Consider the following 12739-nt stretch of genomic DNA (forward strand, 5'->3'; position numbering starts at 1 on the left):
TACAGCTAAAACTAATAGAAAATATAATTGTTTCAAAAAACTTTATTTGAAACAATTTTAAAAAAGGAGAGTTTTATTATGAGTAATTTAGAATTGTTAACTCCGGAGAACAGTGCATTAATTTTGATCGATTTTCAGCCTCAAATGACTTTTGGAGTTGCAAGCATTGACAGACAAACATTGATTAATAACGTTATGCTGCTTGCTAAATCAGCAAAAGCTTTTAACGTACCTACTATTCTTACTACAGTTGAAACACGCAGCTTTTCTGGTTATTTTTGGCCACAAATTCTTGATATATTCCCAAACCATGAAATTATAGAACGTAGTTCAATGAACTCTTGGGAAGATTCAAAATTTGTTGAGGCAGTTAAGGCAACAGGTAGAAAGAAATTGATATTTGCAGCACTTTGGACTGAAGTTTGCCTTGCATTCCCTGTGCTTGAAGCAATTAAAGCTGGCTATGAAGTTTATGCAGTTGATGATGCTTCAGGTGGTACTAGTTTGACAGCACATAACGCCGCTATGCGTCGTGTAGAACAAGCTGGAGCAATTCCAGTGACAGCAATTCAAGTTTTACTTGAATACCAACGTGACTGGGCACGCAAAGACACTTATGATGCTGTTATGGAAATTGTAAAAGAACACACTGGCGCTTATGGTCAAGGCGTGGAATACGCATATACTATGGTACATGGCGCGCTTCCAAGCAGGAAAATATGAAACAAGAAAGAGTAACTGCCGGAGAAACTCATACAGGAAACACGATGAATGCTGGCGGTCCAGTAACAACGATTGTTACATGGGAAATTCAAGAAGGTAGAGAAAAACAGTTTGAAACATGGAGACATGAAATCGAAGCTGCCTCTACTAAATTCCCAGGGCATTTAGGCGTAAATCTAATAGTCCCCAATAACGGATCCAGAGAGTATACTGTTATTTTTCGCTTTGATACGTATGAGCATCTACGTACTTGGCAAGAATCAGATATTCGTCGAGATTTGTTAAAAAAGGCAGAACAATTTCAAGCTACTAATCCAACTTACAAAACTGAAAGCAGTTTGGCTTATTGGTTTGTTACTCCTAAAACGCCAGTTCCACCGCCAAAATGGAAAATGTCTATTGTTACCGTTCTTGGTGTATGGCCTCTTAGCATGTTGGTTCCTAAAGTGATAGGACCTATTATTAAAAATATGAATCCTATTATTTCAGCTTTTTTTGTTTCTGTATGTATAGTGTCCTTGCTATCATGGGTAGTAATGCCGATTCTCGGTAAAATATTTCATCCATGGTTACAGAATAATAGGAAGTAGACGAGGTGTGAACATGAATTTACCGGATATGATCTTATATAACGGAAAAATCACTACCCTTGACCCATCTCAACCTGAGGTATCGGCTATCGCCATAACTGAAGGTTTAGTCACTGCAGTAGGTGGAGATGAACTTCTTGATAGTGCCACAGAAAAAACCAAAAAAATAGACCTTAAAAGAAAGAGAGCTATTCCGGGCTTGAATGACTCTCATATACACGTTATTCGTGGCGGTCTTCATTATAATATGGAATTGCGATGGGAAGGTGTGCCATCACTTGCTATTGCTCTGGAAATGCTTAGAGAGCAGGCAAGGCGTACACCTGCTCCTCAGTGGGTAAGAGTAGTTGGAGGTTGGTCTGAATTTCAATTTAAAGAGAGACGGATGCCAACTTTGGAAGAGATTAATGCTGTTTCTGAATACACGCCTGTCTTTGTGCTACATCTTTACGATAGAGCACTTGTAAATCGTGCAGGGCTGCGTGCACTGGGATACACAAAAGATACTCCAGACCCTCCGGGCTGTTTAATTGAGCGGGATAAACGAGGTAATCCAACGGGTCTTTTAATTGCCAATCCTAACGCTTCTATTCTTTATTCAAGTTTGGGTAGAGCTCCAGTACTTGATTTTGACGACCAGATTAACTCAACTCGCCATTTTATGCGCGAATTAAATAGGTTAGGTATCACAAGTGCCATTGACGCAGGTGGTGGATTCCAAAATTATCCTGATGATTACAAAGTTGTTGAACATTTAGCCGAGAAGGATCAATTAACTTTGCGTATTGCGTATAATCTATTTACGCAAAATCCAAACCATGAATATGAAGACTTTGCTTCATGGGCAAAAATTGTTTCTCCGGGTCAAGGAAATGATAAGTATAAAATGAATGGTGCCGGAGAAATGTTAGTATTCTCGGCAGCCGATTTTGAAAAATTTCAAATGCCGCGACCCGAACTAGCTACGGTGATGGAAGCTGACTTAAAGAAAGTAATTTCTCTATTGGTGGAAAACCGTTGGCCATTCCGTTTACATGCAACTTATGACGAGTCAATAACACATTTCTTAAATGTTTTTGAGGAAGTCAACAGAGAAATTCCTTTTAATGGTCTACGCTGGTGGTTTGACCATGCAGAAACAATCTCAGATCGTAGTATGGAACGTGTTAAGGCTTTAAATGGCGGTATTGCCATCCAAGACCGCATGGCTTTCCAAGGTGAATACTTTGTTGATTTATACGGAAAGGAAGCTGCAAAGCATACTCCTCCGATTTATCGTATGCTAGACCTGGGTATACCTGTTGGCGCCGGTAGTGATGCAACCAGGGTTTCCAGCTATAACCCTTGGGTTGCTCTTTACTGGATGGTTGCCGGAAAAACCATTGGTGGTCTTTCGATATACGATGAAAAGAATAGACTTGACAGAAAAGTAGCCCTGGAACTATATTCCAAAGGAAGTGCGTGGTTCTCTGGTGATGAAGGTAAAAAGGGAACCCTTGCAGTAGGTCAGTTTGCTGATATTGCTGTATTGTCTGCTGACTACTTTACTGTGTCAGAAGAAGAAATCAAGGACCTTGAATCATTACTCACCATTATGGGTGGGCAGGTTGTTTATGGAAATGATGAATTTAAAAATTTATCACCTGAATTGCCGCCAGCATCACCTGACTGGACACCGACGGGAGTTTATGGTTATGGTGGTGCCAACCTAGCCCACAATATACTTTCTCACGATGCTCATGATCACAAGTTACATAGTTGCAGTAACCCTCTCCATCAACATACTCATACCGTAATAGGAAAAGATGGAACTAAATGGGGTATTGGTTGTACTTGCTTTGCTTTCTAAGTCAGAACCACCGGTCTAATGCCGGTGGTTTTCTTTCTACAATAAGGGTTTGGGGCCGAGGACGGACCCAAATAGTAATGGTATTAAGATCATAATGGTAATATGGGTTCTGGTGCAAATAATATGTAGATCCGAAATAGCAGTGTATCCCTAACGGAATCTATTACTATGCGGTAAGACCGAAGAGTTGATTGATTAACTTGATTTGTTTTTTGACAGACTTCTCTCCTTGCAAAGTCTGTCCTTTTTATATCCACTATCTTAATCGCCTATTTTATACCAAGGGATGCAAATAAGAAACCTGAAGGATCTGTTTTCTCTTGTTTTATTAAAATTGGAGTAATATTTAATAAAAAAGACTTACCTATTTGCTATATTATTCCCTCTTCCAATCACCATATATTTCCAGTGTGCTATTAACTATAAGGAGGGAGTGCAGAAATGGAAGAAAAGAAAGTGACGTGGTTAGAACTCTTTTATGATTTGTTATTTGTGGCGGCGGTGACGGCTGCGACTCATGTTTTACTTCATGTTGAAGATGGTCATATCCATGCAGAGTATTTAGTAAAGTTTGTCTTAATTTTTATTCCGATCTGGTGGGCTTGGGTAGGGCAAACCATCTTTGTTAACCGGTTTGGAAAGAATTTATTTCATCAACGAATCTTTTTGATCCTGCAAATGTTTTTTGTCCTAATAATGACATCAAGCTTATCAGCTGATTTTGATCCTTATTATCTTTCTTTTTTAATTGGCTATATTGGCTTAAGGGCCGTGACTGCAATCCAATATCTTGTTGTCCAGCGTATAGAAGAGGGAGCTCGAAAAAAAGCAGCACTCTTTTTAGGAAGATATTTTTTGGATTGGAGTCGTTATTTCATTATTATCCGTCTTTTTTGATTCTTGGATTCGATATGCTGCGTTGTATTTGGGAATTCTTATCGATATTATTGTCCCACTGCTTGGAAGAAAGTGTTTAGAAAAGGTTCCGACAAATACAGCCCACTTGTTAGAGAGATCTGGTCTATTTTCCATTATTCTCTTTGGGGAAGCTCTTATAAGCACTCTTGTGGTCATTCAACCTAAACAAGGAAATTGGGATTCAATAAGCTTTGCGATCATTTCATTTATCCTCATTATTTCGATGTGGTGGCAATATTTCGATAACATGGAGAAGAAACTCGACAAGTCTAGACAAACTTCCGGTCAAATTATTATTTACGGTCATCTGTTTATTTTAATGTCTTTGAGTATGGTTGCAGCATCCATTAGACTATTATTTTTACATGAGGTCTATTATTCTTTTATCCTATATTTTGTTTTTGGTTCTGTATTGCTCTATTTCCTGTCAACTACAATTGTTTTTCATCAATACAGGTTTGAACAACACCGTTTGAAAATTTATCATTTATGCTTGTTTTTAGGGATTTTAGCATTCTTTTTTGTTATTAATTTGATTGTAGTAGTACCAAATATTGTGATAACAGGACAATTAACCCTATTTTTTATCATCTATGCTAAATTAACAACTACATAAATGGTTCTGGTGCAAAGATAAAATAAAAGAGAATATAGCTTATATATTTCTAGCTGGATTCTTATCGACTGTTATAACACGAGGCTTTGAAACATGAAAAGACCGCAAAGCTTTCTTGAAAAAGCGCTTTGCAGCCTTCTGGTCTCTTATTTTGCTTAGGAAAAAATCGATTGTGTTTCCTCTCGAATCAACAGTACGATACAGGTACATCCATTGACCTTTTACTTTAATATATGTTTTAGCGACCCCGCCCCCCTAAAGGGGATTGTACTTTATGCTGAAACCCCAACAATTGATGGATGAATGCTTTCTGATTTTGAACAGACTGATCTCGTAAATTAATCTGTTCTTTTTTGATCATATGCATGACTGCTAATCTCAAAATAATAGATGTAGCCGTGTCAAAAGACTTGAACCTTAACATTGGAAGGGCTCAGCTCTTAATAAAATGAGGAACAGGTGCATATGAAAAGATACTTGGCTGATTTGATTTTTCCATTTTTCCTTAAATAAAAAGTCAATGGTATTCCCTTTTGAATCGACTACACCACACATATAAATCCACTGCCCTTTGACTTTAATATAGGCCTCATCCCAAGACTTATAGATTATTTTCAATTTCCCTGAAATTTTTACACTAGAACCATTATTGTTTCTATTATACTGATACTTTTTCAGGATCATTTAATTTCTGCATAAAGATACGTGCTGCAAAACTTAAAAATTTATCATCAAAGTGAATAAGATTAATATCTTGACTTGGTGTTGGATCAACAATACGAACTATGCTCATGGAATCATTATTAACAAAATCAACCAGTGAGAGTGGTATTATGGCAACCCCATGTCCATTGCATACAAGACTCAATAGAGAAAATGAAGATTTTGTTTCTATATTTGCTTCAGATAAAGATAACCCTAAAGTTTCACAATATATCTTAATTGCTTCACGACAACTGCTTGAAACCATTATTCTACTCAGCCCTACTAATTCTCGAAAGGAAACAAATGATTTTTTATCCAAAGGATAATTTTTTGGAGTCACAAGGACGAGCTCTTCGCTATACAAAAGAGTACTTGTTAATGTGTCTGGAGTTTGCAAACTACGTGTGATCCCTATATCAATACTATTTTCAACTATTTGATTTACAGTAACTTCTGATTCTATGATTTTTACTAAGATGTTGGGATAATGCTGTTGAAACTGCATAATATAAGGTGTTAGATAGTTGAGGTCCTCTAATAACCCTCCTATAGTAATTACACCTCTTTTTGCACCCTTTAATTCGAAGATCTCATCATGAACCTCATCAAATAGCTGCATGATAAATTTACCTTTATCAAATAGTAACTTACCTGCTTCTGTAATTTTGATACCTCTTCCAATTCGATGAAATAAAGGTGTATCAAGTTCACCTTCTAACACACGTATTTGTTGACTTAAAGTTGGCTGTGAAATACCTAGAGCTTCCGCAGCTTTAGTAAAACTACCATTATTACAAACTTGAATAAAATACTCTAAATGACGTAATTCCATTCTTGATACCCACTCTCAGCTTTATGAAAGATTCACACTTAAAAGAACACTATGTATGCGTTGTTATAACAATTACCTTTTCTTCTTATACTAATTGTAATTCCATGATTTCTCCATTTTAGATACCATTAAATGTACTATATTTTTTGCTTTTACCCCCTCCTGTTTATTTACTTTTAATTAATTTATATTTAATTAGGATATTACTAATTCGAGATATTCATCAAAAAATTTATAGTTCTTGCGCATAATAGCCTAATTTTTTCAACTGTTCGATCATCATTTTTTTCTCACCAGAGTCCAAACCACCAAATATTTGTCGAATCGCCTGTTTATGCTTAGGGAAAATAGTATCCATCAATTCAATACCTTCTGAAGTAATTGACATATACGTGACACGGCGGTCTTTAGAACATGGTTTTCGTACTAAGAATTTCTTCTTTTCCAACTTATCAACTACATACGTAATACTGCTGCTTGCAAGTAATATTTTGTCTCCAATTTTTTGTATAGGCTGATCGCCTTTACTGTATAGTAACTCAAGAACTGCAAATTCAGTTGGATTAAGTCCATAACTTTTATATCTTCTTCAATACGCTTTGTAATTGACTGTACTGCTCGTGATAATATAACAAGTAACTTTAAAGATAAGTCCTCATCATTAATCAAACTTATAATTACCAATCTTTTACAAAATATCTCGAATTCAAGATTTATTATATGATTATCAAAATATTATGTCAATAATTCAGTTTAGTTTTATCAAACCACTTATAATTTATTTCTCAACATGAGACGTATGAAGGCGTAATAAATCAATTGGTAATATATGGACATCTCAATTGCGTTATTTCTTTTAAAGAGAGCTTGTTTTCTGACACAAGCTCTTTTTTTATCATAGCCTACATAGAATTCAGAAACATTTTACCTGGTGAGTTTTGTACCCTTACAGCGATAGAGACAAAAAATCTGGTTTTGGTGCAAAAACCTCAAAACAATTACAATTAATCTCTAAAGTTTGATTAAAGAACTATTTCTCTGTGGCAAAATAAAGCAGTGCTATGACCGGAAAAGCGATTCCCATCCATAATGCTGCACTCCATCCGCCTGAGGCGTATGCCCATCCTCCGATAGAGGATCCAACAGCACCCCCCAAAAAGAAAATAGCCATGAATAATCCGTTTAATCGACTACGAATTTCTGGCTCCAGAGAGAAAATCAAACGTTGACTAAGCACAAGGTTTGCGGATACTCCCATGTCCAACAGAATAGCTGCAACTACTAGAACAGCTATTCCGACAGGCGAACTACTCCGAATCATGAGTGGTAGTAATAAAGAAGCGATGACAATAGCGAGAGCTATCCCAGTGGCCATCCGAGTCCATCCACGATCAGCTAGACGTCCACCTATTGGCGCAGCTATCGCACCCGCAATCCCGACAAGTGCATATAATGCTATAGCTTTCTGAGAAAAATGAAAAGTAGGGCTAGACAATAATAACGGAACAGTAGTCCAGAATAAGCTGAAAGTCCCGAATACACACGCATGATAAATCGCGCGACGGCGTAAGATCGGAGTAGTTCGCAGCAGTTGCCACATTGAACCGAGTAAGGCGGTATAGTTTGTGTTTGCCATTAGCCTCCTAGTAGGAAGTACTTTTGATAATATAATCGCTAAGAGAACAATTACTACCGCAGACAAGGCAAATATTGCATTCCATCCCCAGATGTCAGCTACTAGGCTTGATATCGGACGAGAAAGCATGATGCCAAGTAACAGACCACTCATGACATTGCCAACTACGAGGCCGCGTGTAGCTTCTGATGCAAGGTATGATGCAAAAGGCACGAGCACTTGTGCTGCGACCGATCCCAACCCGATGAAGAATGAAGCCACTAAGAAAAGTATTCCGTGTTTCACAAATACTATGGCAGTCAGGGCGACTGCACTTAGAAGTAACGATATAACTACCAGCTTTCGGTTTTCAACAATATCTCCTAAAGGTACAAGAAATAGTAAACCGACAACATATCCAATCTGGGTTAGCGTTACAATCAACCCAGCACTACTAGCAGAAAGCCCAATTGCAGAACTAATTAACCCAACCAAAGGCTGTGCATAGTAAAGATTAGCTACAATGATACCACATGCAGTTGCTAGAAGTATGGTTAACCCTGCTGAAATATCTTTATCAATTGTTTGATTTTTTAAATTAGACATAGTTAACTCCTCCTATACCATTATCCCGAAGTTCTTGAATCATCTTGGCAAATGCTGCGGCGACATCAGTGGCCATTGTACTAAATTGAGTCTGAACTGCATCCCACTCTTCTTTCAAGACTTTCAATTGTGCCATCTCTTTCTTCTCCCTTTTCATGTATTTTTAGTAATAAGTTCTTGTAGAGTCTTAGGCTTAGTTGTATCAGTTAACATCGAAAAATTTCTTAACAATTAAATACTAAACGTTTAGTTCATTAATTAAAACAAATAATATACTAAACGTTCAGTTTTGTAAATAGGTTATTTTATTTTTTATTCAAATTAAGTATACTAAACGTATAGTTTATATTTTTGGAAGGAATGATTAATGTGCAAAGTAAAAGAGGTCGGCCGCGTAATGTCGAAACGCATAAGTCTATCCTTTCCGCATCCTATGAGTTATTGTTGGAAAATGGCTTTAAAGCGGTCACGGTCGATAAAATTGCAGATCGTGCTAAAGTTAGCAAGGCCACGATTTATAAATGGTGGCCTAACAAGGCAGCCGTGGTAATGGATGGTTTTCTGTCTGTTGCCGCTGCCAAATTGCCCGTGCCTGATACGGGCTCGGCATTGAATGATATTCTAATTCACGCCACAAGTTTAGCCAGGTTTTTGACAAGTCGGGAAGGGACCATTATTACAGAGTTAATAGGCGAAGGGCAGTTTGATTCAAAATTGGCGAAGGAATATCGTACCCGATATTTTCAGCCCCGTCGACTCCAAGCTAGGCATCTTCTGGAGAAGGGAATTCAGAGAGGAGAATTGAAAGAAACTCTCGATATTGAATTAAGCATCGATCTCATTTACGGGCCGATTTTCTATCGTTTGCTCGTAACTGGCGACAAGTTGGATGATTCCTATGTGCATCATTTGGTGATGAACGCATTTGAAGGAATCCGATTGACCTGAATAACATTCGAACAAAAATTTATTTACCACCGGAGCATCGAAGAGCACTTTTTAAATTTATACCTGACCGATAAACGGAGTTTCCAACCATATTGGATGGTGTGAATTTAGAGAATATTGAGGAGCATTATACGAATACAAATTTATCTTAAGTTGATGGGCATGGGGCGGTACCCCATCTCCATCAACTTTAAATTTTATAGCACTTCCAAAAACAAAAAGCGCTCACTTTGAACAAAGATTGAGCAAAGCAACCTTTTAACTTCATGCATGAAATACACCTGTTTTCCAGAAAAAATAACCTCTTACGGATATCACATCCGAAGAGGTTATTTTTGATTAAACTTTATTTAAAATCCACATATTTAGCACTTGGTTTCACAGACAATACTATGCATCAGCATATTGAATAAAATCTATCATTTTCTCCTTTAATTCAGAAATAAATTCTGTACGTGTACTGAGATAAAATTGATTATTACTAGATAGATGTACACGTATAAGGTTTGCTGATCGCAATATCATAAGGTGATGATGGAGGTTCCCTTTAGCTCCGCCTATATAATTTAAAATATCCGTAAATTTATATTTATCTCTTGAAAGAAACTGAAGTATATCTAAACGTTTTTGATCTGCAAGGGCTTTTGAAATGTTACATATTTTTTCTCTTGATTCTTCAAAACTTACAGGATACCACACAAACATTTTTTCTTTAAAAATACTAAAAGTATGGAGCGGACAAAAGTGAAGAGAAGGAATTAGAACAACGTGCTTAATTGTTGGAATTTCTATTTTAAGGCCAGTCGCAAACTCTTCTACCAATTTTTCTGGTGAATATTTTTCAGCTTTTTTACTAAATTTTGAAGCCTCGTTAGCTATTTTTCTCTCTATATTCTCAAATTTAAAATACTGGTTATACCACTCCGACAAGAAATAAAAATAATTTTTTTTTTGATTTTCTAAATCAAGCAAAAGATGAGAATCCTCTTTTTTTAAGTGTGGCGTTAGTAATTCATACAATGTGGTTATTGATGCTTTCTGGAACCAATTTAAAAATGAATGAATGTCCCCTTTTTGAGGACATCCTTCAATTATTAAGCATAGCACATCCCCAAACGATACATCTTCAAATTGTTCAAGTTTATTTTTATATTGATCAGTTAGTTTAGCATTAACTGTTTCAATCCAACTAGTACCTTTATACAAATATTTTAGATTTTTCCTTCTTTTATATAATAAAAAACTTAAAAGTAATTCATAAACTAATGAATCATCCACTGCTACACGATATGACATTACATACCTCCTATTAGGCTATTATGTATAGAATATCAGAATATACAACATTCGAACAAGAATAATCATTCTGAATTTATTTGCATTTTTATATTTTTCTGATAATATTGAACTGTAATTTAGTTCTTAATTTGAAGAACTAATACTATAATACTATTGGAGGTTGTATTTATGAATCAAATTCCTCATAAACCTACACGCTGGGACTTACAAAGATTATATCCAAATGAATGTGATCAAACTTTATCTAATGAATTAAATGAAATTAAAATTTTAATTCATTATTTAAAAGAAGAGACGTATTCAAAATTTAACACTGAAAGTTTTATTGATAAAAAAATGCTGCAGAACTTCTCCGATGTCCGCAGTAGGCTTAAAAAAGCGGAATACTATTGTTACTGTCTTATGTCCGAATCAAAAGATTATTCTACTCCTACTTCATTACATAACAAGATAACTTCCCTCAAAGATGAAGCTCATTCTTTATTATCAGATTGGCAAAAATATATAAATAAACTTCCTGCTGAAATCCAAAAGGAATGGTATAGCCTTCCTTTTGTGCAACCCTTTATTTCTGATTTATCTACTAACATTTATACTGGTATTGAAGAACAAATGATAAACTTTACAAGAAATGAATTGAATCATTGGAAAGACATGTACACTCAGCTTAAAAACAAATTAGAGATTGAATTTATTGATGATGGTAATAAAAAAGTAGTTTCTTTTAGTGAAGTGAATGATTTAGCTATGAATCATGATGATTCTATCAAAAGAATGAAAGCGTTTAAGCTTCTAACAAGTAAATTGGATAAGGAAAAGGATCTTTTTGGTACCGTTTTTAATAACTTTGCACGATTACGATTGTCTCAAAACTGTGCCCTACAAAAAGACGATATATTATCAGATTCTCTTCATTCAAATGGAATTTCTCGAGAATCACTCTTTACAATGTGGGAGACAATAGATAAGAATTTAAAAGGTTTAACTTGTTTTCTAGACTTTAAAAAGAATAATGTAGAAAAAATAACATGGCATCAATTGATGACTTCTCAACAAAATGAGCAAAGTAAAATGCCTTTTTCAAAGGCCGTAGAAGAAATATTCAATTCATTTAAAATTATTGACGATGAAATTGCTCAATTTGCACTTCATGTAATAACAGATGGTTGGGTAGATGCAGAGCCAAGAACGAATAAACCTCCTGGAGGTTTTTGTGCTCCTTTTCTAAGTGAGGGGGAATCTAGAATTTCTTTACGATACGACGGAACGATAGAGAGTGCAAGGATACTAGCACATGAGATCGGACATGCATGGCATTTTAAACAGTTAAAAGATGCTCCTTCACTTTCTTTTTTAAAAGAACATTTTCCAATGAGTATCGCAGAGTGTTCATCTATTTTATTTGAATTAATTTTTGTGGATCATTTAATTACCGTTACGAGTGATTTGGAAGTTAAACAATCTTTGCTTAACTATAAAATACAAAGTAGCTTAAATTATTTAATGGCAGTTCGAGGATCATTTATATTTGAACAACTTTTCTATGAAAAAAGTAAAGGTAGTCCATTAAGTCCTATTCAGATAGAGGAATTATCAATCGAATCTCAGAAAAGAGCCTATGGCGATAGCTTAGAACAGTATCAACCTTTTGTTTGGATAAAATATGGGCATTTTTATGAACCTAACATTCCTTTTTATAATTATCCTTATACTTTTGGCTATCTATTAAGTTTAGGTCTGTTAGCCATTGCAAAACAGGATGGTAGTGAATTTAATTCGAAATATAAAAGGTTCTTAAGTGAAACTGGAAAAAAGCCAGTTGAAGAATTAGTATACCATTACTTTCATATTGATCTTTCTAATCCGAAATTTTGGCAGCAATCTGTTAATCAAATTATTAAGGATATAGAAGAATATATTCATCTTTCAAATAGTTAATTTAATCCAGTTCATTTCAAAGGCAGCATAATTTTTTTGTGCCCAAGATACCTTTAGTAAATTTCCAAGTTCCATAAACGGTCGTTTATGGAACTTTATT

General features: G+C 35.5%; 9 protein-coding genes and 5 pseudogenes. 6 read left to right on the top strand and 8 right to left on the bottom strand.

Annotation, left to right across the window (positions count from 1 at the left end):
• Window positions 1-78: 78 nt before the first annotated feature.
• Genes MR076_RS16000 through MR076_RS16010 form a run of 3 tightly spaced genes read left to right on the top strand, consistent with a single transcriptional unit; the run spans window position 79 to window position 3162 of the window.
• Window positions 79-723: a hydrolase gene (locus MR076_RS16000; protein WP_017151636.1), complete on the top strand. Its 645-nt coding sequence runs from the start codon at window positions 79-81 to the stop codon at window positions 721-723.
• The gene (locus MR076_RS16005) at window positions 720-1313 is read left to right on the top strand and encodes an antibiotic biosynthesis monooxygenase (protein ID WP_242222203.1); all 594 of its coding nucleotides are present in this window, start codon (window positions 720-722) and stop codon (window positions 1311-1313) included. The genes MR076_RS16000 and MR076_RS16005 overlap by 4 nt, the downstream gene beginning before the upstream one ends.
• A 13-nt stretch (window positions 1314-1326) precedes the next feature.
• A complete protein-coding gene (locus tag MR076_RS16010) occupies window positions 1327-3162 on the top strand; it encodes an amidohydrolase (protein ID WP_242222205.1) in 1836 nt (611 codons plus the stop codon).
• Window positions 3163-3328: 166 nt separating this feature from the next.
• Here the strand turns inward: MR076_RS16010 and MR076_RS16015 are convergent.
• Window positions 3329-3409: pseudogene (locus MR076_RS16015) on the bottom strand (IS6 family transposase); the annotation flags it as partial.
• 194 nt (window positions 3410-3603) lie between these two features.
• On the opposite strand from MR076_RS16015, the pseudogene MR076_RS16020 reads away from it, so the two are divergent.
• Window positions 3604-4696 (top strand): annotated as a pseudogene (locus MR076_RS16020) (low temperature requirement protein A).
• Window positions 4697-4747: 51 nt separating this feature from the next.
• Here MR076_RS16020 and MR076_RS16025 read toward each other — a convergent pair.
• The 6 genes and pseudogenes from MR076_RS16025 to MR076_RS16050 form a co-directional block, all read right to left on the bottom strand.
• Window positions 4748-4942, bottom strand: a pseudogene (locus MR076_RS16025) (DDE-type integrase/transposase/recombinase); the annotation flags it as partial.
• Window positions 4935-5296 (bottom strand): annotated as a pseudogene (locus MR076_RS16030) (DDE-type integrase/transposase/recombinase); the annotation flags it as partial. The pseudogenes MR076_RS16025 and MR076_RS16030, both read right to left, overlap by 8 nt.
• 58 nt (window positions 5297-5354) lie before the next feature.
• Window positions 5355-6233, bottom strand: a complete 879-nt coding sequence (locus tag MR076_RS16035; protein ID WP_242222206.1) for a LysR family transcriptional regulator — start codon at window positions 6231-6233, stop codon at window positions 5355-5357.
• 232 nt (window positions 6234-6465) lie between these two features.
• A pseudogene (locus MR076_RS16040) lies at window positions 6466-6908 on the bottom strand (MarR family winged helix-turn-helix transcriptional regulator).
• A 355-nt stretch (window positions 6909-7263) separates the two neighbouring features.
• Window positions 7264-8454 carry an MFS transporter gene (locus MR076_RS16045; RefSeq protein WP_242222207.1) on the bottom strand — a complete coding sequence of 397 codons (1191 nt, stop codon included), beginning with the start codon at window positions 8452-8454 and terminating at the stop codon, window positions 7264-7266.
• Entirely contained in the window at window positions 8447-8590 is a 144-nt protein-coding gene (locus MR076_RS16050; RefSeq protein WP_242222208.1) for a hypothetical protein, read from the bottom strand. The genes MR076_RS16045 and MR076_RS16050 overlap by 8 nt, the downstream gene beginning before the upstream one ends.
• A gap of 233 nt (window positions 8591-8823) precedes the next feature.
• Here MR076_RS16050 and MR076_RS16055 point away from each other — a divergent pair, with 233 nt between their 5' ends.
• Window positions 8824-9402: a TetR/AcrR family transcriptional regulator gene (locus MR076_RS16055; protein WP_242222314.1), complete on the top strand. Its 579-nt coding sequence runs from the start codon at window positions 8824-8826 to the stop codon at window positions 9400-9402.
• A 390-nt stretch (window positions 9403-9792) separates the two neighbouring features.
• Here MR076_RS16055 and MR076_RS16060 read toward each other — a convergent pair whose 3' ends face one another.
• Window positions 9793-10698, bottom strand: a complete 906-nt coding sequence (locus MR076_RS16060) for a winged helix-turn-helix domain-containing protein (protein WP_242222209.1) — start codon at window positions 10696-10698, stop codon at window positions 9793-9795.
• 171 nt (window positions 10699-10869) lie between these two features.
• Here MR076_RS16060 and MR076_RS16065 point away from each other — a divergent pair, with 171 nt between their 5' ends.
• On the top strand, window positions 10870-12639 hold the full coding sequence (locus tag MR076_RS16065; protein ID WP_242222210.1) for a M3 family metallopeptidase: 1770 nt from the start codon (window positions 10870-10872) through the stop codon (window positions 12637-12639).
• The last annotated feature ends 100 nt before the right edge of the window (window positions 12640-12739 follow it).

Origin of the sequence: Bacillus cereus group sp. BfR-BA-01380, from assembly GCF_022663535.1 — a bacterium.
Taxonomy (GTDB): Bacteria; Bacillota; Bacilli; order Bacillales; family Bacillaceae_G; genus Bacillus_A; species Bacillus_A cereus_BB.

Bases quoted from the DNA above. Each gene is read 5' to 3' on its own strand.
- MR076_RS16000 (WP_017151636.1), top strand. From the start codon at position 79: ATGAGTAATTTAGAATTGTTAACTCCGGAGAACAGTGCATTAATTTTG.
- MR076_RS16005 (WP_242222203.1), top strand. From the start codon at position 720: ATGAAACAAGAAAGAGTAACTGCCGGAGAAACTCATACAGGAAACACG.
- MR076_RS16010 (WP_242222205.1), top strand. From the start codon at position 1,327: ATGAATTTACCGGATATGATCTTATATAACGGAAAAATCACTACCCTT.
- MR076_RS16035 (WP_242222206.1), bottom strand. From the start codon at position 6,233: ATGGAATTACGTCATTTAGAGTATTTTATTCAAGTTTGTAATAATGGT.
- MR076_RS16045 (WP_242222207.1), bottom strand. From the start codon at position 8,454: ATGTCTAATTTAAAAAATCAAACAATTGATAAAGATATTTCAGCAGGG.
- MR076_RS16050 (WP_242222208.1), bottom strand. From the start codon at position 8,590: ATGGCACAATTGAAAGTCTTGAAAGAAGAGTGGGATGCAGTTCAGACT.
- MR076_RS16060 (WP_242222209.1), bottom strand. From the start codon at position 10,698: ATGTCATATCGTGTAGCAGTGGATGATTCATTAGTTTATGAATTACTT.
- MR076_RS16065 (WP_242222210.1), top strand. From the start codon at position 10,870: ATGAATCAAATTCCTCATAAACCTACACGCTGGGACTTACAAAGATTA.